The organism is Streptomyces sp. NPDC033966 (genome assembly GCF_055575955.1).
This window is the reverse complement of sequence record NZ_JBVIRQ010000009.1, coordinates 212223-234043: the sequence shown is the minus strand read 5'-3', so window position 1 is coordinate 234043 and position 21821 is coordinate 212223. Positions and strand designations below refer to the sequence as shown.

The 21821-nt window shown below is 70.0% G+C and carries 19 protein-coding genes and 1 pseudogene; 6 read left to right on the top strand and 14 right to left on the bottom strand.

Going from position 1 to position 21821, the window contains the following annotated elements; genetic code table 11:
* Window positions 1-192 precede the first annotated feature (192 nt).
* The 5 genes from ACZ518_RS25580 to ACZ518_RS25560 form a co-directional block, all read right to left on the bottom strand.
* The gene (locus tag ACZ518_RS25580; protein ID WP_469115313.1) at window positions 193-2592 is read right to left on the bottom strand and encodes a hypothetical protein; all 2400 of its coding nucleotides are present in this window, start codon (window positions 2590-2592) and stop codon (window positions 193-195) included.
* Window positions 2593-3171: 579 nt separating this feature from the next.
* A complete protein-coding gene (locus tag ACZ518_RS25575) occupies window positions 3172-4677 on the bottom strand; it encodes an FAD-binding oxidoreductase (protein ID WP_469115312.1) in 1506 nt (501 codons plus the stop codon).
* Between the two features lie 264 nt (window positions 4678-4941).
* Entirely contained in the window at window positions 4942-5526 is a 585-nt protein-coding gene (locus tag ACZ518_RS25570; RefSeq protein WP_469115311.1) for a hemopexin repeat-containing protein, read from the bottom strand.
* A gap of 260 nt (window positions 5527-5786) precedes the next feature.
* Complete coding sequence (locus ACZ518_RS25565; RefSeq protein WP_469115310.1) at window positions 5787-6779, bottom strand: CinY protein; 993 nt, start codon at window positions 6777-6779, stop codon at window positions 5787-5789.
* A 478-nt stretch (window positions 6780-7257) separates the two neighbouring features.
* Window positions 7258-7389 carry a hypothetical protein gene (locus tag ACZ518_RS25560; RefSeq protein WP_469115309.1) on the bottom strand — a complete coding sequence of 44 codons (132 nt, stop codon included), beginning with the start codon at window positions 7387-7389 and terminating at the stop codon, window positions 7258-7260.
* Between ACZ518_RS25560 and ACZ518_RS25555 the strand changes: the two genes are divergently transcribed.
* Entirely contained in the window at window positions 7388-8176 is a 789-nt protein-coding gene (locus ACZ518_RS25555; protein ID WP_469115453.1) for an NRDE family protein, read from the top strand. The genes ACZ518_RS25560 and ACZ518_RS25555 overlap by 2 nt on opposite strands.
* Before the next feature lie 74 nt (window positions 8177-8250).
* On the opposite strand, the gene ACZ518_RS25550 is transcribed toward ACZ518_RS25555, so the two are convergent.
* The 5 genes from ACZ518_RS25550 to ACZ518_RS25530 all read right to left on the bottom strand — a co-directional run bounded on the left by ACZ518_RS25550 (window position 8251) and on the right by ACZ518_RS25530 (window position 13385).
* Entirely contained in the window at window positions 8251-9462 is a 1212-nt protein-coding gene (locus ACZ518_RS25550; RefSeq protein ID WP_469115308.1) for an ATP-grasp domain-containing protein, read from the bottom strand.
* Window positions 9463-9486: 24 nt separating this feature from the next.
* A complete protein-coding gene (locus ACZ518_RS25545; protein WP_469115307.1) occupies window positions 9487-11019 on the bottom strand; it encodes an FAD-dependent monooxygenase in 1533 nt (510 codons plus the stop codon).
* Window positions 11003-11356, bottom strand: coding sequence for a hypothetical protein (locus ACZ518_RS25540; protein ID WP_469115306.1), 354 nt, complete (start codon window positions 11354-11356; stop codon window positions 11003-11005). Before ACZ518_RS25540 ends, ACZ518_RS25545 begins: the two co-directional genes overlap by 17 nt.
* A complete protein-coding gene (locus ACZ518_RS25535; RefSeq protein WP_469115305.1) occupies window positions 11353-12483 on the bottom strand; it encodes an isochorismate synthase in 1131 nt (376 codons plus the stop codon). Before ACZ518_RS25535 ends, ACZ518_RS25540 begins: the two co-directional genes overlap by 4 nt.
* A 182-nt stretch (window positions 12484-12665) precedes the next feature.
* The gene (locus ACZ518_RS25530) at window positions 12666-13385 is read right to left on the bottom strand and encodes an SDR family oxidoreductase (protein ID WP_469115452.1); all 720 of its coding nucleotides are present in this window, start codon (window positions 13383-13385) and stop codon (window positions 12666-12668) included.
* Between ACZ518_RS25530 and ACZ518_RS25525 the strand changes: the two genes are divergently transcribed.
* Complete coding sequence (locus ACZ518_RS25525) at window positions 13329-13547, top strand: hypothetical protein (RefSeq protein ID WP_469115462.1); 219 nt, start codon at window positions 13329-13331, stop codon at window positions 13545-13547. The two genes, ACZ518_RS25530 and ACZ518_RS25525, sit on opposite strands and share 57 nt — an antisense overlap.
* A gap of 127 nt (window positions 13548-13674) precedes the next feature.
* Window positions 13675-14226: an isochorismatase family protein gene (locus tag ACZ518_RS25520; protein WP_469115304.1), complete on the top strand. Its 552-nt coding sequence runs from the start codon at window positions 13675-13677 to the stop codon at window positions 14224-14226.
* On the opposite strand, the gene ACZ518_RS25515 is transcribed toward ACZ518_RS25520, so the two are convergent.
* A complete protein-coding gene (locus ACZ518_RS25515) occupies window positions 14207-14842 on the bottom strand; it encodes a hypothetical protein (protein WP_469115303.1) in 636 nt (211 codons plus the stop codon). The two genes, ACZ518_RS25520 and ACZ518_RS25515, sit on opposite strands and share 20 nt — an antisense overlap.
* Window positions 14843-15177: 335 nt before the next feature.
* Here ACZ518_RS25515 and ACZ518_RS25510 point away from each other — a divergent pair, with 335 nt between their 5' ends.
* Window positions 15178-15834, top strand: a complete 657-nt coding sequence (locus ACZ518_RS25510; RefSeq protein ID WP_469115302.1) for a hypothetical protein — start codon at window positions 15178-15180, stop codon at window positions 15832-15834.
* 126 nt (window positions 15835-15960) lie between these two features.
* Here the strand turns inward: ACZ518_RS25510 and ACZ518_RS25505 are convergent, their stop codons facing one another.
* The gene (locus ACZ518_RS25505; protein WP_469115301.1) at window positions 15961-16437 is read right to left on the bottom strand and encodes a hypothetical protein; all 477 of its coding nucleotides are present in this window, start codon (window positions 16435-16437) and stop codon (window positions 15961-15963) included.
* 927 nt (window positions 16438-17364) lie between these two features.
* Between ACZ518_RS25505 and ACZ518_RS25500 the strand changes: the two genes are divergently transcribed.
* Together ACZ518_RS25500 and ACZ518_RS25495 are read left to right on the top strand one after the other, a co-directional pair.
* On the top strand, window positions 17365-17988 hold the full coding sequence (locus ACZ518_RS25500) for a hypothetical protein (RefSeq protein WP_453609610.1): 624 nt from the start codon (window positions 17365-17367) through the stop codon (window positions 17986-17988).
* Window positions 17989-18005: 17 nt separating this feature from the next.
* A complete protein-coding gene (locus tag ACZ518_RS25495) occupies window positions 18006-19427 on the top strand; it encodes a hypothetical protein (RefSeq protein WP_469115300.1) in 1422 nt (473 codons plus the stop codon).
* A gap of 73 nt (window positions 19428-19500) precedes the next feature.
* Here the strand turns inward: ACZ518_RS25495 and ACZ518_RS25490 are convergent, their stop codons facing one another.
* A complete protein-coding gene (locus ACZ518_RS25490) occupies window positions 19501-19938 on the bottom strand; it encodes a DUF4259 domain-containing protein (RefSeq protein WP_469115299.1) in 438 nt (145 codons plus the stop codon).
* A gap of 55 nt (window positions 19939-19993) precedes the next feature.
* Window positions 19994-20464: pseudogene (locus ACZ518_RS25485) on the bottom strand (ISL3 family transposase); the annotation flags it as partial.
* Window positions 20465-21821: the final 1357 nt, after the last annotated feature.

Here is a 21821-nt window from a genome sequence, read left to right as displayed (position 1 = left end):
AGGCCAAAGGCTCCCTCCGGGTACATCGTCACCGGAGGCGGCGAGGTGCGGATGCGGCCGGCGGAGTCGATGTAGCGCAGGGTGTCGACATGGGTGTGCGCGGGCTCGGGCCAGCCGGAGTCCCGCGCAGTCGTGTCGGCGCCGACCGGAACGGTGGCGGAACATCCTCGCTCCACCACCGTTCCCCATCGCTCATTGCCGGAAGGCGCGGTTCATCTCCGCGATCCGCCCGGCGTGGTAGCGGATGCTGGGGTCGATGGTGCGGGCGTCCGGCGGCAGGACGTCCGCCTGTGCCTTGATCTTGTCGGTCAGTACGGGCTGGTCCGCACCGGTCAGCCGCAGAACGCCGCGAGTGACACTGGCCGCACCCAGGACCCGCAGCGTGCCCGGCGCGTCGCTGAGGCCGTTGACCTCCGTGCCGTCCGGTCCGAGCACGGCGACCAGCCGGGTGCCGGAGCCCAGCAGTGCGGCCGCGCCGCCGGGGTAGTCGGCCTCCTGACCGATGGTGTAGACGATACGGCTGAAGGTGGAGGGGCGGCCCTGGAGATCGGTCGTGCCGAAGCGGCCGGTGGTGGTGTACCGGATGGTGACGGGCAGGTCGGTCGTACGCAGGGTCGGCTCCCAGACCGGCAGGGAGAAGGCCCCGATCGACGGCAGGGTGTTGCGCCGGTTGAAGCCGCCGCTGACGAAGGTGAGGTCCCTCTGGATCTCCGCCTTCCGGGCCGGGGTGGCCGCATCCCATTCGGCGCGCAGCCCCTTCGGGTCCAGGGCGCCTTCCGGGCCCTTCGGGTAGTCGGCGGCGAGTCGCGCCGGGCGGGCGCCCCAGGTGACCTGACGGGTGACGTAGTGGGCCTGTTCGACCTCGGAGGCGCCGCCCGCGCCGCCGCCGACCACGAGCAGGTCGTCGTCCGGACGGTAGCTGGCGCTGGTGTTCTGGCCGCCGTACTGGACCCGGTGTGCCCGGACGAGGCCGTCGAGGCGGCTCAGCGTCTGCGGTGGGAGGGTGGTGCGGTCGACAGGCTCACCGCTCGCGGTCACGATGACGGCGCCGGTCACCGGGTGGACCGAGTACGACGAGTCCGGGTCGGTGACGAACCGGGGGTCACGGTAGCCCTCGGGCCGGAAGCCGAGCCGGGCTCGCAGGTCCGGATCCAGAGTCTCCGGGTCGACGGCCGTTCCGTCCGGGGCGTGGACCGTACGGGTCTGCGGATCCACCGAGTGACGGGACTCGGGGTCGATCACGCGGCGCTCGGTGGGCCGGCCCTGGGGATCGAGCAGGAAGGGCTCGTACAGCCTCTTCGGTGTGCCCTCGACGTTCTGCACGCCGAGCAGCCAGCTTGCGTTCGCGGGCAACTGCCCGGTGTACGGCTCGCCCTGGGGATCGAGGACCCGCGTGTCACCGGCCGGGCCGAATGCCACTTGGTAGCCCGTACCCGGATCGACGAAGGTCCGGCCGGCCAGCTGGTCGCCGGCCGCCTGCGGGATCCTGGGCGGGCCGAGACCGGTGGCCAGGTCCAGTGAGCGGGCGTACAGGGTCCGCCGGTCGCCGGTCGTCAGGCGGTACCGGGCTCCGGCAGGCCAGTCGGCCGCGCCCGACCCGTCCGGCCGGGCTTCGATGCCGGTGACGTTCGCCTGGTACGTGGGCATGCCGGCCAGGGCCCGGGCCACACCGACCGCCCGCCCGAAGGCGGTGGACATCACGAAGTCGTTGCGGTCCTCGGCGAAGTCAGCGGGCTGGAAGGGGGCACCCGGCAGCTCGTTGTCCATCGCGGGCTGGGTGAGGCGGAAGTCCCCGAGATCGTTCACCACTCCGTAGCCCGCGGCCACCGTCAGGACGGGCGGCACGTCGGCGCCGGCGCTCGCGACCGGGGGCAGCGTGAGGTAGTCGACCGTGGCCGCCCAGCCGCCGCCGACGATCACGTGGGGAACGACCGGCAGCTGCGCATCACGCGCGTTCAGGGACTTCGTCAGCTCGGCGTCCGCGGTCGTTCGCTGGGCGATCACGCCGTCGGCTTGTTCGCGCAGGACGCGGCGCTCGCAGTCCCGTTCGGCGCGGATGTCCTCCAGGGCCGCCTGTGAGCCGGCCTGGCGGGCCAGTTCGAGCACCTTGTCGAGAGCGGTCGCGGAACCGGGCGACAGCGCGCGGACGGAGGCGGCCCGCGCCGCCGCGGCGGCCGTGCCGACCAGCGGCGCGTTGCCTTCCATACGGTGCACGGGGCGGGCCGGTTCCTCGTCGAGCAGGCCCATCGCGACGGCGGAACCGAGCGCGGTCGACTTCACCCGGGCCGTGGCGGTGGGGAGTTGGTCGCCGAGGACCTTCAGGACTGTGATCCGGCCGAGGTCCCTGGGACTGAGCGGGATGCGGCCGGCGCTGTCGGCGGTGGTGAGCACACCCTCGTTCAGTCCGCTCGTGACGTCGAGCCGCCGGTTCTGCGACCTGTCGGAGACGATCGCCGCCACCTCCGTGAGCCGGGCGGCGACCGCCAGCCGGATCAGGTCGGCCGTCGCCCGGTCGGAGACCCGTACCACGGCCGCGCTCGGCCCGAGAAAGTGCGCGGTCGCCACCGGCGCGTAGGCAAGCGTGCCCGGCATGCGTGCGGGCTCCACGCCGATCGTGAAAGACCCCTGGCCGTCGGGGAGCAGTACCCGGCTCCCCGCCACCCGGGCCCCGGCGGGGAGTGGCCCGGCGGTCAGCGCGGCCGTGATGGCGGCCGCCGTGCGGCCGGCACTCGCCGAACTGAGCTCCCTTCCACCGAAGTCGAGGCCGGCGGACGCGTGTGCGACCGGCCCCGGGGCTGCACACGTAGTAGCACGTTCTTGGAATTCCGCAGTGAGCGCGTGCGCGCTCTGAGCGGCCGGGCCGAGCGAACCTCCGAGCACGGCACCGATGCCGCACCACAGTGAAAGCGTCCGCCTGAGCCGTGGGAAGTCACCATGCATGGAAGCCAGGCCCTCCTGTCACCGTGGGCAGCCCCAGACAGCCCACGTCACCACGGTGCGGAATGATCGCAGCACGCGAGGTGACATCGAGGGGGGCGTCGGAGGAATCACCCGCCTGATCGTTTCGCCGTCGCCCGAATGCCCGCCGTCCGGGCGGTAGCGGCCTCGCAGGTCGCGATTCACCCAGCCGTCGAACCGGACGGCACCCGCCATACAGCAAGGCCGGCGGTATCAGACTCGGGGACGGCCGACGGCTTGTCGGTAGCGGAACAGACCGGCGGGGTCGTAGCGTCGCTTGACGGCGACCAGGCGGTCGTAGTTGCGGCCGTAGTAGGCGTGCTGCCAGTCGTGCAGGTCCGGGTCGGGGAAGTTGACGTAGGCCGCGCCGGTGGAGAGGCGGCGGCGGAGCATGTCATGGGCGGTGCCCGCCTGTTCCAGCAGGGCGCGTACCTCGGAGGGCGGGGTGCCGGGCTTCCAGTGGGTGCCGATGTCGATCACGAAGGTCGCGGCGCGGTGCGGGTAGGCCGTCTCGTCCGGACGGGGCGCGGCGCTGTCGCCGCCCATGGCGAACAGGGTCACGTAACCGGTGGCCCGTCCGGGTCCGGGCTGCCAGCCGCGTGTCCAGTCGGCGATGGCGGCCACCGAGTCGGGGGTGGGCCACTGGTCGGGGACGAGGGACTTGGAGGCGTAGGCTTCCTTCGCTCCGAGGGGTTCCATGAGGTAGTCCTGCGCGTGCCAGAATCCGCGTTCCTCGATGAAGGTCCGCGTCGGTCGCAGCCGCAGAAGGGGGGTGAACAGGCGTCGCAGGGCGTGCTCATCGCCGAGCCGCTGCCCGAGGAGCCAGAGCGTGGTGGTGCCGTCGCCGGCGTGCTTGAAGCCGGCCCGGACGTCGAAGTCGTTGTCGCGGTCCGCGTCGAGGATGTGGCGCAGTTCTTCCATCACCTGGACGCCCGCGTCCAGTGCGAACGTCAGGTCGAAGACGGTGGCGCGCAGCCGGGCGACGGACACGGCGTCGAAGACGAAGCCGGTGTTGATGCCGAAGTTGCCGCCGGCTCCGCCCCGGCAGGCCCAGAACAGGTCGGCGTTCTCGTCGTCGGCCGCCCGTACCAGCGTCCCGTCGGCAAGCACGACCCGGGTCTCGGTGAGCCGGTCGCAGGTCAGACCCCACTTACGGTCGTTGAACCCGAGCCCGCCGCCGAGGGTCAGCCCGGCGACGCCCACTTCCGGGCAACGCCCACCGGGGAAGTACAGGTTGGCCGCACGGGCCGCGTACACGTCCGAGTTCGTGGCGCCGCCCCCCAGACGCAGCCGCTGCCCTTGTGGAACCACCTCCTTCAGCGCGCGCAGACTGATCACCAGTCCGGGAGTGGTGGAGTAGCCCGCGTAGTTGTGCCCCCCGGAGCGAGGCGCGAAGGGCACGCCGTGCCCGGCGCACCACCGGATCGCGGTCGCCACGTCGCCCTCGGTCGCGCAGGCGAGGACACCGGCCGGGCGGACGGATGCGTAGCGTTGGTTGTCGGGCGTCGCCCGTGCTGCGTACTCCGCACCCCCCGGGCGGTAGAGACCGGCGCCCGGACTGAGGCTCCGCCTCAGTTCACGCCACGCCGCCGGCTCGACACCCTCGCCCGCGAAGAGAGGACGGGCGGCGGCCGCGCCCCCGCCGCCGAGCCCGATCAGGCTTCCGGCGGCCACGACGGCCGCCCCGGTCCGCAGTACTTCTCGTCGGCTGGTCTCCACAGGCGAACCCCTTCGAGGTGAGCTCGGGCACCGGCAGGCCCCGGGCGGCGACAACAGCTGCGAGTGGCCCCACCGGCCGCTGCGTACCCCAGCCGACCACTGGATTCCCGATCCCTCGGGGACGTGATCGTTTTTGCGGCGGGGAGGACCACTCGCCTGGCCGAACACGAGGCCGTCCGCGGCCGGTGGCCGTGGCCGACGGGTTTCCGTCGGCCACGGCCACCGGCCGGCGTTGCCGATACCCGGGCACCGCTGGAGCCTCGCTTAGGGGAGGCCGGGCCAGTTGCCGGCGATCGGCTTGGGGTACCCGTCGTCGACCTTGTCCGCCGCGATGTCGTAACGGACGTACTCGGAACCGCGGAAGAAGTACGCCTTGCCGTTGTTCCACACCACGCCGCCGTCGAGGTCCGACTCCCAGAGGCCGGGCCAGTTGCCGGCGATCGGCTTCGGGTACCCGTCGTCGACCTTGTCCGCCGCGATGTCGTAACGGACGTACTCGGAACCGCGGAAGAAGTACGCCTTGCCGTTGTTCCACATCACGGCGGCGTCGATGTGATCCGGGAACAGCCCCTTCCAGTGGGTGGCGATCTTCTTCGGGTAGCCCTCGTCGACCTTGTCGGTCGCCATGTCGAAGCGGACGTACTCGGTGCCGCGGAAGAAGTAGGCCTTGCCGTTGTTCCACACCACGCCGGCGTCGACGCGGGAGGGGAACAGGCCCGTCCAGTTGTCGGCGATGCGCATCGGGTAGCCGGGGTCGACCTTGTCGTTGGTGACGTCGTAGCGGTAGTAGTTCCCGCCGTCGAACAGGTACGCCTTGTCGTTGTTCCAGAGCACTGGTGCGGTCACCATTTGCCGAACACCTCCTGAGTGTCTCGGTGGGTTTGTGGACTTGCAGCGTCAAAGTTCCACACCCGTCCGACGCGGAGAAGGATCGACCGGAGCTTGATCGTTCCTGCAATGGACATGACCACCCGCACAGCCCAGTAGTCTGCCCGGCTCGCCATGGTGTGACCACCAACAAGGCTTATTTGAGGTCACGTTGAGGGAACCTTTCAGCAAGGACCCGTGGGCCGGGGCAGGCAGCGGCCCCGGCCGGACGGACGACCGCCTCAGCAGTCCCGGTCGGGGTGGTCGTGCGTGATCGCACACACCATGACGGAGCCCCGGTTGTTGGCCGCGTACCGTTCGAGAAGTGCGGCCCGGAACGACTCCCACTGGCGCGCGATGTCACGTGTGGCCAAGGTGCGTGCCTTGTTGAAGTTGTCACCGATGAGGGACCGCGGTGAGCCGGCGGCGTCCTTGGCCAGGGTCTGGTCGTGCATGACGCGTCCGGTGCAGTCGGCCAGGGTGTAGTCGGACTGGAAGTCCTTGTAGCAGCCCGTGGTCAGATCCCGCGGGATCGAGCGGGCCGCCTCGGTCCGCCAGGCGTTCGTCCCCAGGGTGCTGTAGCGGCGGATGTCGAAGAAGGGGGCCACGGTGGTGCGGCGCAACCCAACGGGGTTGGTCACGCCGACGCGCCGGGTCGGGTCCTGTTCGTCGGCGTAGTTGCTGTGCGAGTAGAAGTCCTCGATGGGATGCCATCCCCGGCCGAGGTGTTCGAGGACGTTGCACTTGGCCGTGCCCTCGTCGCGGTCGTTGAAGTCACACGGCGCGAACAGGTCGACCTGGTTGGCCCTGACACGGCCGTCCGGATCGACGAGGCCGTCGGCGAGGGACAGGGCCCTTTTGAACCGGGCGACGGAGCTCCCGACGCACGCCAGGAGCTCGTCGGTGGCCTGCTCGCGGGTACGCGGGTAGGGCGCGTCACGCGGGCCGGTCTGGAGGAAGTCGGCGTTGTCGCAGTGCATCGGACCCAGGTCGAAGTAGGCGCCCTGGTCATCGGCGACGATCGCACCGGTCTTGGCGTTGGCGAGCAAGTCCAGCGACACCGGGTCGAAGCCGTCGAGCGCCTCGCGCGTGATCCGCTCGTGGTTCCCACCGGTGAACGCGAACGCGGGCGGCGCCATCGGCGCCAGGCCGAGGAGCGCGGATGCAAGGACGGCGCCCGCCGCCCAGGCGAGGTAGCGGCGGCGGAGCGAGGGCGTCCTGGTACTCGATGCCATGCGAGCGGGATTGCTCATGGTGTGCCTCCGAACACGAACGGGCGCGCCGCCGGACACGGTGGCGCGCGGAACTGACTGTGATGCGACCGGCGCTCACCGCGCCACGCGTGGGTTGTAGCCGTGCCGAGAACCCCGCGGACAGGCCCCGGGAGCGCGACTCACCCGGCTGCGGCTCGGCTTTCACCGCAGAAACGATCAGCGGATGGGCCAACCGGCGGTGCGGCACGTGTGGTGCGTGACGCGCTCGTTCGGGTGCACCGCGTCTCCTTGGACCGTGCCGTGGGCCGGAGAGCCGTCCTGTCACTCGATCGGCGAAAGCCACGCCTGAGCCCTCGGACGCGACGCACGGAAGAGCCGGGCAAGCTGGCCGAGCGGCTCGACTCCGGGCACGGCCTGGACGCGTACTGCGACGGCGTGATCCCCAGAGACAGGCCAGGCAGGTCCGTCGCGTCCAGCAATCGGCGAAGCTGGTCTCGCATCACTTCAGGCCGAGATCGGTGTACAGCGCCTGTTCGCCCAACAGGATGTGGAAGGTCCGGCCTTCCACACCGCCATCGGTCGCACCAACCTTCTTGAGGGGGCCCCAGGTGTGCATCGCGTTCATCAGCATGGAGCCGTCGTCGCGCTGGCCGGTTCTGGTTCTGTTTGTCAGGGACGGGTACCGCGACCGGGCGTGGCGACTGCCAGGAGCACACTGGCCTTCACAGCGTGCGGTTTGGGGCGGCCTGGACCTTCTGGCGGGGGGTACATGGCTTGCGCTGGACCGGGGTACCCCGGTCGGCGCCGCGCATGGTGAGGGACGTGGACAGCGCCTGGCTTGTCTGCTCAATGGGGCAGGGGCGCCTGCTCGGGCGGCTTCACGCAGGTCCCGGGGCGATGTGCCGCTCACGATGACGAGAACGGGCAGCCTCGAAGGTCTTGATCTGGAGCGCTACGACCCCTTCCACCTCGTGTACGCGGACTGGGCGGGGGCACGGGTGATGAGCTGGTGCGGGCAGACGCTGACGACGTACGAGCTCACGTCCGGGATGCATGCGGTCGCGGAGGACGGTCTGGTCGGCCTGGGTAGGCGCGCCGAGGTGCCGTCGGTGGGGAGCGAGCGGTCGCTGGCTCGCGTTGAGCGCGCCCGCCGGCGTCTGGAGGCTGTGCCGCGCCCGGAACCGGGAACCGGGGACACGGCCGCGGCCTGGGGCGCCTGGCTGGCTGTGGCCGGGGCGGACGCTGAACCTGCCGCCGGCTCCTCCTGCCTGGTGCAGGCGGGCGAGATGCGGCGGGGCAGGTGGTGGTCGACGACATCGGTCGCCCTGGTCGCGCTCGGTCGCCGGTCGGGGCCGCGTTTCGATTTCGATCCGGATCCGGTCGCGGGCGGGGCCTGGTACGAGGTCGCCATGGCGTGAGTCGCGCGCCGTCGTCCGTCACGCGGACGCCGACGCCGGTGTTGCGCCTTCGGCGTCACACCTGAGGAGTCTGGTCAGGGAAGCAGGTTCTGGCCGCGTGTGAGGCTGCTGACGCCGATGGCCAACTGCGCGGCCGCCGTCGTCTTCTCGTACAAGGCGTCGTCGGGAAGTGCGAGCAGCCATGACCGTGCGGCTTGTGCCCGCTCCTCGGGGACCTGCAGCACCGCGCGGTGGAACCCTGATGTGCACGGTCCGCGGTTGGCGGGGTTGCCTCGGAACGCTTTCAGTCCGATGCCTGCCGGCGGGGCGGGAAGCGAGATGTCGTTGGCCACCGGCAGTTCGAGTGCGACGCGCTTGGCGCGCGGTGACCGACGGGGGAAGCTGCCCAGCGCGGCGGCCACGTGCACGGCGTGGGGGTCGACGTCGGTGCTGGCCCAGCTCATGTTGGACACGCCTCCGAATCGTCCGTTCACCTCGATGAGATGGATCTGTCCGTGAGGGGAGACGGCGAAGTCGATCTGCCATGGGCCGGCGGGCCGGTAGGTGGCCGTGATGTCGCGAATGGCCGTGCCCAGTGCGCAGCGGGCCCGGTCGGGCAGTGTCGCCGGTGCGACCCGGATCCGGCGGCCGGGGTTGCAGCCGCTGTCGAGGGGGCCGAGGGACGCCACGGGCCAGGCTGTGGTGTGGGTGGGCCCGGAGAACAGTTCGACGCCGAACTCCTGGCCTGACACCGCCTGTTGAAAAAGGACTGGATAGGAGACCGCACGGGCGACTCGCTCCAGGTCTTCCTCGTCGGTCACGTAGTACCGCCCGGCATGGGACTCGCTGCGGGCCTCTTTGACCAGGGCGGGCAGCCCGAGAGCGGAAGCGTCGAGCAGGCGGGACGGTTCCGCGCAGACGGTGCCGGCCGGGACCGGCCATCCGCGTCGGCCGGCGGTGCGGTGAAGCTCCACCTTGTCGGTCGCCAGCACGGCGAACTCGGGTGAGTGGACCGGGAAGTGCCTGCCGACGCCGTTGTGGCCGCGAGCCACCCGCGCGTATACCGGGAGCATGCGTTCTTGGCCGATCAGCCCTGGGTTCGGGATGGCGATGTCGGCGTTGTAGTGGTCGAGGATCGCGCGCAGACCCCCGTCGGTCAGGTCGGCCGGGAGGATTCCACAGACGGTGTCGGGCCCGAGGAACGTCTCCAGCTCGACGAAGCCGAGGACGACGACGTCGGCGCCGGCCCGATGCAGTAGGGGGACGAGCCGGTCGGCTCGGAATTCACCCAGTACGAGGACCCGCATGGCCCGCCCTTTCTCGATTCGTGGTCATTGGGCCGGGTGGATCCAGGACTTCAGGGCATTCGTGCGTTCGGCTTGCAACTCGCGCAGGTCCTTCGTCTGTGTGGCCCACGCGACATGGCCATCGGGACGGACCAGGACCTCGGTGACGCCCTGGAGGGCGTCCTCGTCGCCGCACGCCGTGGCCGTGGCCGTCACCGCGCGTACCGGAAGCGGCCGGGCGGCAGGACTCGGCAGACAGGGGGACGACGCGTCCGGTGTGCCGGCCAGGCTCAGCAGCAGCATCGTGCCGTCGTGCAGGAGGCTGTGGACGCGTGTGCGGCGGCCGTTGGCCGGGAGGGTCAGGGGGATGTCCGGGATGCGCCGGCCTGTCAGGGGGTGGGCTGCGGGGTCCTGTGGAGGGTAGGCGGTATCGAGGGCGGAGAGCAGCCCGGCGAGGTGCCGGTTGACCTGATCCAGACCGAGGAGGGTATCGAGGAGCTCGCACAGCAGCTTGGCAGGCCGCCGGTACTGCTCGACCAGGGGTAGTTCGACGAGCAGTGCCTGCGCTTCCGTGCGGGCGGTGACCTCCTCCCCTACCGCATGGCGTTCGCCGTGGTAGGTGTCCAGCAGCCCGGGTGCGGCCCAGCCCTGGACTTCCGCGGCCAGTTTCCATCCGAGGTTCATCGCGTCCTGGAGACCGGTGTTCAGTCCCTGGGCGCCGACCGGGAAGTGGACGTGGGCGGCGTCCCCGGCCAGGAGCAGACGGCCGGAGCGATAGCGCTCCGCGAGCCGGGTGGCATTGCCGAACCGGGAGAGCCAACGCGGCCGCGCCACCCCGCAGTCAGTGCCGCACGCGCGCACCAGCGACGTACGGAACTCTTCGAGCGTGACCGGTTCGGCGGACGGGGTCCTCATACGTGCCGGGTCCATGACCACGAACCGGGTCAGGCCGCGTTCGAGCCGCGAGACGAGGACGCCGTGCCGTCTGGGTCGTTGGAGATCGCTGTGATCGGCGTCGGCGAAGTCACCGACCATGGCGGTGAACGTCTCCGGGGTTCCGGGAAAGGCGATGCCGGCAGCCCGGCGGACCAGGCTGCGTGCCCCGTCACATCCCACCGCGAACTCGGCCCGGACCGTCGTACGGCCGTCAGGGCCCACCACGTCCGCGCTTGTGCCCCCGGCGTCCTGCCACAGGCCGGTCACCGTGTGCCCGCGGCGGATCTCGGCGCCCAGTTCAGCAGCCCGTTCTTCCAGGAGTGCTTCGGTGCGGGCCTGGCTCAGGAGCAGGGCATGGGGATGCGCCGAGTTCAAGACGGAGAAGTCGAGCGGGGTCGTGAGGGTGGCGGCGAATTGCCATCCGGGGACGGTCCTGCCCAGGGCCAGGAAGCGCTCCGCCAGTCCGCGCTGGTCAAGGATCTCGAGGCTGCGCGGGTGGAGGTTGAGGGCGCGTGAGTTGGGCTGCGGTTCGCTTCGGCGTTCCACGACGAGGGTCCGCACGCCGGCCAGTGCCAGTTCGGCGGCAAGCAGCAGGCCCGTGGGTCCGGCGCCGACGACCAGCACGTCAGTGTCCCTGTGCACGCGGTTCTCCTGGCGGGAGCTTGCGTGCGAGGGTGAGCCCGTCCGCGACCGGCAGGACCAGTGACTCGACGCGAGGGTCGGCGCGGACGCGTGCGTTGAAGTCGCGGACGGCACGTGTCGTGCCGGTGACATCGGGGAGGTGGATGCAGCCTTGCTGCAGCACGTGCACCGCCTGTTCGTGCGGGACCTGCATCACCGACGGCGGACCGAGAGCCCGCGTCCGGGTGATCAGCCGCTGCTGGAGTTCCGAGGGTGGCTCCGCCTGCTCCAGAATGCAGGCGTACAGGTCGCGGGTGATGGGAGCGCCTTTGACCCCGTCGAAGGATGAGCTGTTCACCGGCTCTCTCCCGTCTGCCGTGCGGCGGGGGCCGCGGCCGCTGTCGGCCGGGCCCGCGGGGTGCTCCTGCGGGCCTCCTCGAGGGCGGCGAGCATCGTGGCGAACTTGGCCTCTGTTTCGGCGAGTTCCGACTCCGGCAGGGAGGCGCGGACGATCCCGGCTCCCGCATGCAGGCGCAGCCCGTCCGCATCCAGTTCGCCGCACCGCAGGGAGATCACCCAGTGGCCGTCGCCGGTCTTGTCCATCCAGCCGACCAGGCCGGAGAAGTAGCGCCGGGGCACCGCTTCCAGTGTCCGGATGAGGGCGGCGGCTGCGGGCGTGGGCGTACCGCACACGGCGGGCGTCGGGTGGAGGGCGCAGGCGAGCGTGAGCGCGGAGGGAGCGGGGTGGCGCAACCGGGCGTGAATGGGGGTGGCCAGATGCCACAGCCGGCCGGTGGCCTGGAGCCGGGGCCGGGCGGGGATGTCCAGTGACCGGCACCAGGGGCGCAGCCGGCGGCCGAGGTCGTCCACGACGTGCCGGTGCTCGGCCTGGTCCTTGCCCGACCGCAGCAGGACCATCGCCCGGGCGCGGTCGACGACGGGGTCCGGGTGGCGGGCAGCTGTCCCGGCGAGCGGCCGCAAGGTGAGGAGGTCGCCAGTACGCCGCAGCAGTGTCTCCGGTGTCGCGCCCAGGAGCACCGGGGGTGCGCCGTGCGGGCCGGTTGCCGGCAGGGTCACCGCGAAGACGTGGGCGGCTGCCTCCCTGCGGGCTAGAGCCGTGATGAGTGCCGGCACCAGGGCCCGGTGGTCGGCTGAGTCGAGGGGGGCATGGAGAGAGCGGGCCAAGACCGCTTTGTGGACCGTCCCGGATTCGATCTCGGCCAGAACGGCACGGACGGCGGCGCGGTAGGCCGAGGGCTGCGGCTCCGGCTCCGGCTGCGGCTCCGTCACCCACGCGGAGCGCCGGGCGTTCGGCTCGGCCCCGTCGGGAACTGCCTCGGCGTACGACAGAGAACCCACGGAGGCGGCGCGTTCCGCCGGCGGATGCTCGTGGTGTTCCAGGCGCGTCAGCCAGAGGTGCGCGGGGACGGCCTCGTCGAAGGGCAGTGCGCCGACGACCGCGGTTCCCGCAGGGCTCTGCCGCAAGGCCGATTCCGCTGTGCCGGCCAGAGCGGTGAACTGACCGGTCCCTGCCCGCACGGGCAAGGGATCGCCCTCGGCGGAGGTGAGGGTGAGCCTGGGCATCGACAGCAACCAGCCGACACCTGAGGTGGCCCCGGTTTCCGGGTGTGAGGGCATGCGGTGAGTACCTCCCAAGGTGCTGCGGATCAGCCGTGCAGGGCGGCGCCGCCGTCCACGTAGAGGCTGTGCAGGGTGATGTGCCTGGCCTGCTCGGAGGCGAGGAACACGACTGCGGCGGCGATGTCGTCGGGTTCGGCGAGGCGGCCCAGGGGGATGCCGACACGGAAGGCCGAAGGGTCGCCGTGCAGGACGGCGTCGAGGGCTGACGGGTCGGGGGCCATGCGGCGGAGCATCGGTGTGTCGGTGGAGCCGGGACACACCACGTTGCACCGGATGCCCAGTGGTGCGACCTCCAGGCCGAGGCCGAGGGTGAGGGAGACGGCTGCTGCCTTGGAAGCGGCGTAGGCGGCCATACCGGCGCGCGGGGTGCCGGCGCTGTTGGACGCCACAGTGATGATGCTCCCCCGCCGGTGCGGTGTCATGCGGCGTGCCACCGCCGTGGACCACACGAGCACCCCCGTCGTGTTGACGGCCAGCAACTCTTGCCACGCCGTGTCGCTGAGGTGGTTCACAGGCCCCGTGTGCAGGACGCCCGCGACGTTCACCAGCAGCCCGACGGGCCCGTGCGCGGCCTCCACCCGGTCAAGGATCCGCTCGGCTGCCGCCGCGTCAGCGACGTGCGCCGTGTGGCGTGTCATACGAGGATCGACAGCAGGCTCCGGCCCCGGCCGGGGGCGTGCATCTGCCGGGTGCGCGATGTCCACGCCGGCAACCGCGGCTCCCTCGCCGACCAGATGAGCGACCACCTGGCTTCCGATGCCTCCCGCGGCACCGGTCACGACCGCGGTGAGGCCGCGCAGACCCGTCAGACGCATGACGGACTCCCGTGCGCCCGGTACGCGCCGTGGGGGCGGGGCGCCGGGTACGAGCAGAATCCGCGGGCGACGTCGCTGCGGCTGAAGACCTGAGAGCGCCTTGTCCCGGGAGTGACGGATGTCCTTGCCCCGAATCGAACCGTACGAACTGCCCGACGCACGCTGTCTCACTCTCAATCGTGTCGGATGGGAGCCCGATCCCACGAGAACGGTGCTGCTGGTGCACGACATGCAGAACTATTTCCTGCGTGCCTTCGCTCCCCGCGGTCCCTTGGCCGCGGTGACCGCCAACGTCCGCCGACTGCTCACGGCATGCCGAACCGCCCGTATCCCGGTGCTCTACACGACTCAGCCGCCCCGGCAGTCACTCGCCTCACGGGGCCTCCTGAGTGACTTCTGGGGGCCGGGCCTGGGAGGAAGGCCCGACGACGACCGGATCGCAGAGCCCCTCGCACCCGCCGACGGCGACATCGTCATCACCAAGCACCGCTACAGCGCGTTCCACGGCACCGCGCTGCATGCTCTGCTTGAGGACCAAGGCCGCGACCACATGCTCATCACCGGCGTATACGCACACCTGGGCTGCATGCTGACGGCGGCCGACGCCTTCGCCAACGGCATCCGTCCCTTCCTCATCGCCGACGCGATGGCCGACTTCGACCACGAACGGCATTGGCAGGCACTGCGCTACGTGGGCCAGTCCTGCGGCATGGTGACCCTGACCGACGACGTGCTCGCCTCGGCCTCGAACATCAGGCGCACAGGTCCGTGATCAGCTTGCGCACACGCCCGACGGTCACCGGCATGACCCCGTGGATCAGCTGCGCCCCGTACACGAGGGTGGTGCCGGCCGGAGGTCGACAGACCCAGCGGGTGGAGTCGATGGCACCGAGATCGACGGGGCCCGACCGAGCGGTGACCTCGTGCACGAACCGCGTGCCAGGCACGAACGCGCCGCCGGGGCCGGCACGGCGATCGCTCCACAATTCCTCGGAGGCGCTGGTGTCGAGGTAGAACTCGCCTCCCTCTTCGGCGTCCTGCAGATTGAACACCACGCGTGCCAGGAGGACGGGGCGCGCATCGGGGTCACCCATGCCGTGGACGTGCGAGCGGATCCTGTCTCCGGGCTTGAGGTCGTGGTAGAGCCACGGGGCGACGGAGGCGGCGGACGGGAAGGCGCGGCGGATGACGGGCATGGCCCGCTCGATCGCGCCGTCGAGGATCGCCTGCGCCTCCTCGGGGGGCGCCAGACCCTCGGCCGGCCTGGCGGGCACCCAGCCGGTGGCGGCCAACTGGGCGTCCACGATCTTGGTGACCTGACTGGTCTCCTCAGGGGTGAGAAAGTTCTCGATCGTCTGCACGGCCAAGGTCTCAGAAGTGTTGATCACTACTCGGTTCCTTTCGCAGCGCATTCCGCCCGTTCATTGGAAGGCTGCGCAATACAGAAGCCAAGACCGCCGGTCGGCAACGCCGAGGGACCAACGGGCGCATGCGACGCGCACACCGGCGTACGAAAGGCAGTCGTGCGCCGGGGCACAGAGGCCCCATCCGTCCGTGCCCGGTGTGCGCCCTGCCGCTCAACGGCGATGCGCCCCCCGATGCACCCCCGCGCTCCTGAGCCTCGTGCCCCCGGGCTTGGCATGGGGGACGTACCGCACTGGAATTCGGTGTACGCACAGCACTCCGTTCGGCACAACGGCTACCAGAAGGAGTGAGTCATCGCGTGATCCACATGACCGAGACACTGGCCGTGCACACGGTTGAGGGCTTCCTCGACCGCGAGGAGATCTCCCAGCTCACCAAGCTCCTCGACGATCACCTCGCGACAAGCGGGTGGACTCCGGCGCGGCCCAGCGACGGCATCACCCCGCCCAGGGAGATCCAGGAGATACTGGCCACCGCCCTGCAGCGGGCGCTCCCCGCCATCCGCCGCACCTTCCCGTCTGTTGCCGGTGCGACGCCGTGGGACTACCACGACCTCGGCCCCGGCGACCAGATCGACCCGCACCTGCACGGCGTCGGCGACCCCGACGAGCGACCGCAGCGTGTCGCACGCGTGGCCTTCCACCTTCAGGAAGCGGACCGCGGGGGCGAGTTCTACGTCGACACCAGCTCCTCCGACGCCCTGTGGACCGGCCGCACCGCCGGCGAGAAGAGCGCGTTCGCACCTGGCACCCGCTTTGCCCGCGAGATCTCCCACCACGCGGGACCGGAAGCCGTCGCCGCGCTACGGGACGTCCCCCGCACCCGCTGGACCAGCGCGCCGTCCGCCGGAACCGCCATCGTGTACGGGGCACAGCTCGTTCACGGGGTCGAGACCGTACGCGAGGGCCGGCTGCGGAAGCTGATCACCAACCTGCTGGATCAGCCTCCGCGCTGAGCGCGCCCGCACGGTCATGACCGCGGTCCCACTCCGCCCCGCCGAGCAACTCGGCGGGGCGGCAGCTGCCGGACCCCCAGGGGGTGTGGCGGGCGTCGGCCTGGCCTGCCCGGTAGTGCGCGGGAGTTACGGGAGGGTCGGGAACATCGGCGGCTTCGCCGTGCCCGGTACGTAGTCGAAGTTGGGCGTGAGCGTGCCCCAGAGGCTGCCGACGCGCGGGGGCGTGGCGGCTCCGGTGACCGAAGCGAAGAGGTCGGCGAGGTCCTGGGAGACGTAGCCTCGCACGTTCTTGACGCGGAAGCCTGTGGGGCTCGGACGGGCGCCGATCATGGCCTCGGTGTAGACGGAGTCGGCGACCGTGATTTCCGCGGAGTGCGCCTGGCCGTCGACCGAGATGCCCGCGGAGTAGCCGGGCGTCGGCATGACGCGGATGTAGGAGGGCGTCAAGGTGATCGTCTTGGGCACCCGGCAGCGGATCGGCGGCGACTGCCGCCCTGCTGGCGTGGGCCGGCTGCTGGGCGGCCGCTCCGGCCGAGTCAGGCCGAGCGGTACGGCGAGCGCGGCCACGGCGGCGAGGACGGTGAGACGGCGAAGTACGTGCATACGCATACGCATACGCATACGCATACGGCGATTGACCGCCCTGGTCCCCAACCGGTCCCCAAACACCCGTCACGCCGAGGTGCCTCCCGGGCGCCCGCTCGGGGTCGCCGCCACGGATTCGGCGTGCATCTCACACGCCTGTCGAACTTCCGGGCCAGCCCTCAAAGCGGGCTGGCCGCACCCCATGTGTGACGCTCGCCACCCCCACTGCCGACCTGAGATCGTGATGGCGGCGTAGGCAAGCCGGTCACGGGTGAGCAGCGTTCCCCGTCACTCGACCGAAGAAAGCCACGCCGCATCCGGTGGGCGTACGCCAGGCCGGGGCGACTCATCTTCGGCATCCCGGGGGCAGGAGCGCACGCGCGTCGCCACGAGCATTGCAGTACATGACGAGGGATTCTCCCCAAGGGCACGCGACGTTCCACTCGGCCCCTGGCAGGGATGGACGTACCGCTGTGGCAGAGAGCGACCGGCTCGCCGATCGGCTCGGCTCCGGCCACGACCTGGAGGCGTACTGCCAAGCGCTCGCGTTCCGGCTGAACGGTCCGGGAGGGAGTGACCCCAAGGATGCGACTCGTAGCCACCCACGGCCGCGTCACTCCGCTCCGCCCACCCCGACCAGCGGCGTCGACAAGATCAAGAGTGACGGAGGCGACACGGTTCAGGTCATGGGTCACTGGAGTGGGTGACGTGCGATCAAGACGGGTACTGACGGTGGATTCGAGTGGCATTTTTTTGCATTCTAGGATGAATCCCCCACCGTTAAGGCGAGGAACGAGCCGTTCCTCACTCTTGGCTGGATTGGCCGCCTTGTCGGGCGTTCGGGGTCTTTCGGAGGATGGCGCGGCCGAGCACGACCATGGTCGATTCCCGTGACGGCTACTGCACGTCCTGCCCTTTCCCCCAGTCTCCCTGGAGTGTGCTTCCGTGCCCGATGCCACGATCGATCTGCCGCTGAGCTTCGGAGTTCCGGAGCATTTTCAGGACATCGACTTCGCGGTATCCGCGGAGGTGAACACGAACCGGCTGATCGACCGGTTGAACATGGTCGACCCGCAGCCGTCGGAGGCGGAAATCGCGCACGCCGTCCTGGCACAGCAGTCGATGTACGAGATGCTCAGCGCGGCGGGCGCCGTCTACGCGGGCACCCTTCTCTCCGGGCCGACGCGCGAGGAACCGGAGAAGCAGCTGTCGTCCGTGACGCTGACGGTGACCGCGCGCCCCAGTGAGCTGTCGAACGAGCTGACCGTGCACCGTCTGGCCCGCACCATGGGCGCCCTTTACCCGGATGCCGAGGTGGGTGTCGTCCGCCTCGAAGCCGGGCCGGCGGTGCTGCTCACCGAGGAGAGGAAGGTGGAGCGGCCGGTGAACCTCCTGGGCGAGGGAGGTGGCGCCACCGTCGTGCGCCAGCTCCACGTCTTCGTACCCATCCCGGGCCGGCTGGCGATGGCGGACTTCGCCATCGCCACGGAGAACACCGCCGAGTGGGAGGACTGCGTCGAAATCCTCGCCCAGGTCTGCCGCACCATCGTCTTCGCCGAAGCCGCCTGAGAAGGGATCAGCCCGCTATGCACATCTCGTACCAGATCAGCGAGCAGCTCTACAGCCTCGGCTTCGACCCGGGCAGCGACAAGTACGTCGGCGCCATCCACTCCGAACTCAACATGTACACCGGCAACGAGCGGGACGCCCTGAGGATCTGGGGCTGGGACCCGAACACGCTCACCGACGCCGAACGCTACAAGATCGACCAGCTGCTGCGGATGTTCGTCTTCCAGGAGAACCAGATCCTCTCCGCCCTGCAGCGCCTGGACCAGGAGTATGGCGAGTACCTGAACTCCAGCCCGGAAGCGGCTGAGCAGGCCGAAGCATTCACCGCCTCACTCCGCACCGACCTGGAGAAGCAGGCGGAGCAGATGAGGGACTGGCAGCCGACGGAGGAGGAGCTGGCAAGGGGCGAATTCAACCCGCCGGACGAATCCGACTTCTGGAGGCTCAGGGACTCGGTGCAGGGCGTGATGTCCTTCATGCACCCGGAGATCGCCCGCAACACCGGCCCCAACTACTCCCTCGCCATGGGCGGCATGAGCTTCACCGGGAACTACTGGCGGCTCAAGGACAACGGTTACGCCCGGGACCGGATCCCCGACGGCTACCTCTACGACCTCATCGACACCGCCATCGCCCTCCAGGCCGAGTTCCAGCTCCAGGCCCTGCTCACCGACCGCGAATTCACCCGCATCATCACGATGCGGGGCCAGGAGTTCGAGTGGCTCAAGGCCGAGGCCGCGCGCAAGGCGGCTGCCGAGCAGGGCAGCGGCTTCTGGTCCCTGTTCGGTGACATTCTGGGCATTGTCTCCGCGGTCGCCGGCGTACTGGCCCTCATCCCGGTCTTCACCCCGATCGCGGGGCCGATCGCTGTCGTCACCGCCGTCGCCTCGCTCGGAGCGCACACGGTGGACGCGTCCATCAAGGGCGACTGGGACGCCATGACGTTCGTCGGTCTCGGCGCCGACGCCCTCGCGGCCCTCCCCGGGATCGGCGCGGTCGCCAAGAGCCTGAAAGCCGGCCGAGCCGCCATGAAAACCATCGGCACCGCCGGCAACGCGGTCTCCAAGGCCAGCGTCGTCTCCAAGACCGCCGGCCGCACCTTCCTCGCCACCACCGGCGGCTCCGCCGCCTCCGACGCCTCGGCCGTCTTCAACTACATCGGCACCAAGGGCGCCAAGGTCGTCGGCACGTCCACCAGCAGCGGAAAGATCGCCGGAAAGGTCCTCCAGGGCTCCGTCAACCTCTCCACCCAAGTCCCCCTGGTTGTGGAGCTGGCATCCGGCACGGACATGTCCGACCCGAAGACCGCAGCCACGGGTACCGCTCTGACGGCCAACTACGGGCAGTCCATCGGCAGCTGGGGCGCCGTCGGCGCGGCTGCCAAGAAGTCCGGCACCGTCTCCCTGGCACTGTTCGCGGGGATCATCGGCCGCCGCTGACACCGGCCCTGGCTTTGTTCACGAGAACGGGTTCTGGCTCAAGTTCTGTGGTCTGTGACCTTGGGGTCACCGATTAGATCTCGAAGAGGGCTTCCTCTTGTGGCGGGATCGGAGGGTCAAGGGCGTCGCGGAGGTGGGTGATCTCCTGACGCCACTTCGACCAGTTCGCAGCTTCGGCCCACTGTTCGGCGAGTTCAGACCGGTCGGAGACCACTTGGTCCAGGGCGTCGACGGCGAGCATTCGAAGGTCTGCGGGCAACTCTGGTAGCGGCTCTGATGGGCCATAGTTCAAACACGCCGACTCGCCGTCAGGATGCTGGGCGACGACCAGGGCAGCTGCGGCCACTGCCCGCTCGCCGTCGTAGATACCCAGGAAGTCCACGGGGCTGGCGGCACGTACGAGCACGCCCCGGATCATGGGTTCATGTTCTTCCAGCGCGGCCTCGTCCAGATCACCCCCGAAGTCGGCGGCGGTGTCATTGTCGAAGGGGCCGGTGTCCCAGGTGCCCATATCTCTCCTTGCATGGCCGTCTGGGGGATCGTCGCACTACCCACCGACAACGAGGTCACGAGGCAAGCAGCACCCGCTTGCGCAGGAGCTTGAAGCCAGCACGTCCGTACATCTGTCGCTTGATCATTTTGATGCGGTTGACATGGCCTTCCACGACGCCCGAGCTCCAGGGCAAGGTCAGTCCGGCAGTGACAGCTGCGAGGTCGCGTTCGAGGCCGTTGATGAAGGTGTGCATGCTGGGCAGGTCGTCGGCCCGGACTGCCCCAATCCACTCGGGAAGCCGTTCTCCTTGGAGCTGGGTGAGCATCTGCCCGAAGGAACGGACGTGCCCGGCGAGGGCGTCCAGCTCGGGGCAGTGGGCCAGAACGGACTTCAGCTTCAGCCGGTCCTTCTCCGCAAGGGTGTCCGGGTGGGTCAGGATCCACCCGGCCACGGTCCTGGGCGACGGCGGCCGACCCTCCGGCGCGGTGTCCCGAAAAGGACGAAGGTAGGCACGGACGGCACCGTATCCACAGTGCCCGGTGGGGTCGGTGCCGTTGAGAGGGCCGCCGAAGCCGTACGAGTAGCGGTTGGCGCCCAGGCCCGATTGGGTAGGGTCGAGTTGCGAGGTGTCGCGACTGGTGAAGCTGCCGATGTTGGGCTGGTCCAGCGGGCTGCCATGTTGACTTCGCCGCTGGTGGGGTCGGTCCAGCCGGACTGGTAGCCGACGTTGGGGTTGCTGCCACTGGTCGCGGTGGTCGCCGAAGGGGTCGTAGTTGCGGGAGCCGGCGACGGCGGTGCCGTCGGGGTTCAGGCTGGCGACGAGGTCGCTGTGCTGATCGGTGACGGAGAGGCGGGCTGTGCCGGCCTGGCCGGTCGTCGCCGTGGAGAGGGCGCAGCCGCCGGGAGTGCGGGTGGAGGTCGTAGTGGCGTCGGTGACGAGGTTGTTGGAGCCGCCGTCGTAGGTGAAGGCGTTTCCGTTGTGGGTCAGGACGCGGTCGAGGCTGTCGTAGGTGTAGGTGCGGTTCGCGCTGACCGTGTACGTGCCGCCCGTGCCGGGTCGGGCGTACTGCTCCTGCGTGGGCCGGCCAGCGGCGTCGAAGTCGCTTCGTACCTGGGTACCGGTCAGGGGGTCGGTAGTGGTGGCGAGACGGCCGCCCGTGTCGTATGTGAAGGCGGTCGTGCCGACCGCGTCCGTTCGGGACGCCATGTTGCCGTCCGCGTCGTACGTGTAGGCGGACTTGCCCGATGGGCCGTCGGCTGACGCGGTCGTTGTAGGCGTAGGAGTTGCCGGAAAGGACGCCGTCCCCGCCGGAGCCGGTCATGCGACCGGCCAAGTCGTAGGAGAGGGTGCGGGGACGAGTGGCTACTGCCGTTCGTGAGCGGCCGAGGGCGTCGTATGTGCGCTGGCGCTTGACGCCTCCGGGGAGGAGTTCGGTGACTGGCTGTCCTGCGGCGTCGTAGACAGTGGTCCAAGTACGGACGTCCGCGGTCCAGTGCTGGGTGGTTGCGGGTTCGATGGTCGACTCCGGCAGGCTCCACGGTGTGAACGTGTAGTACGTGGCCTTGCCGCGGCCGTCGGTCAGGCGCGTGCGGTTGCCCGCCGCGTCGTAACCGAAGGTCGTCGTGGTGGAGTCCGTCGCGCTGACCGGTTCTACCTGCTGGGTCATCCGACCGAGCGCGTCGTAGCTGCTGGCGAGGGACGGGTTATCACTCCCCTTGACCGAGTCAAGGCGCGCTTCTGGTCAGTCAAGTGCGCTGGTCCCCAAATGGCCCCCAGGAATGATCAAGGGGCCGTTTTGGATTGCTTCAAAACGGCCCCTGAACTGCGACTCTTTCGAGTCGGGACGACAGGATTTGAACCTGCGACCCCTTGACCCCCAGATGGCTGCGTCGGGTCCACA

Excerpts from the sequence above, each read along its gene's own strand:
- ACZ518_RS25565 (WP_469115310.1), bottom strand. The coding sequence starts at position 6,779 with ATGGCATCGAGTACCAGGACGCCCTCGCTCCGCCGCCGCTACCTCGCC.
- ACZ518_RS25505 (WP_469115301.1), bottom strand. The coding sequence starts at position 16,437 with ATGCACGTACTTCGCCGTCTCACCGTCCTCGCCGCCGTGGCCGCGCTC.
- ACZ518_RS25550 (WP_469115308.1), bottom strand. The coding sequence starts at position 9,462 with ATGCGGGTCCTCGTACTGGGTGAATTCCGAGCCGACCGGCTCGTCCCC.
- ACZ518_RS25560 (WP_469115309.1), bottom strand. The coding sequence starts at position 7,389 with ATGCTGATGAACGCGATGCACACCTGGGGCCCCCTCAAGAAGGTTGGT.
- ACZ518_RS25490 (WP_469115299.1), bottom strand. The coding sequence starts at position 19,938 with ATGGGCACCTGGGACACCGGCCCCTTCGACAATGACACCGCCGCCGAC.
- ACZ518_RS25555 (WP_469115453.1), top strand. The coding sequence starts at position 7,388 with ATGGAGCCGTCGTCGCGCTGGCCGGTTCTGGTTCTGTTTGTCAGGGAC.
- ACZ518_RS25495 (WP_469115300.1), top strand. The coding sequence starts at position 18,006 with ATGCACATCTCGTACCAGATCAGCGAGCAGCTCTACAGCCTCGGCTTC.
- ACZ518_RS25570 (WP_469115311.1), bottom strand. The coding sequence starts at position 5,526 with ATGGTGACCGCACCAGTGCTCTGGAACAACGACAAGGCGTACCTGTTC.
- ACZ518_RS25580 (WP_469115313.1), bottom strand. The coding sequence starts at position 2,592 with ATGCCGGGCACGCTTGCCTACGCGCCGGTGGCGACCGCGCACTTTCTC.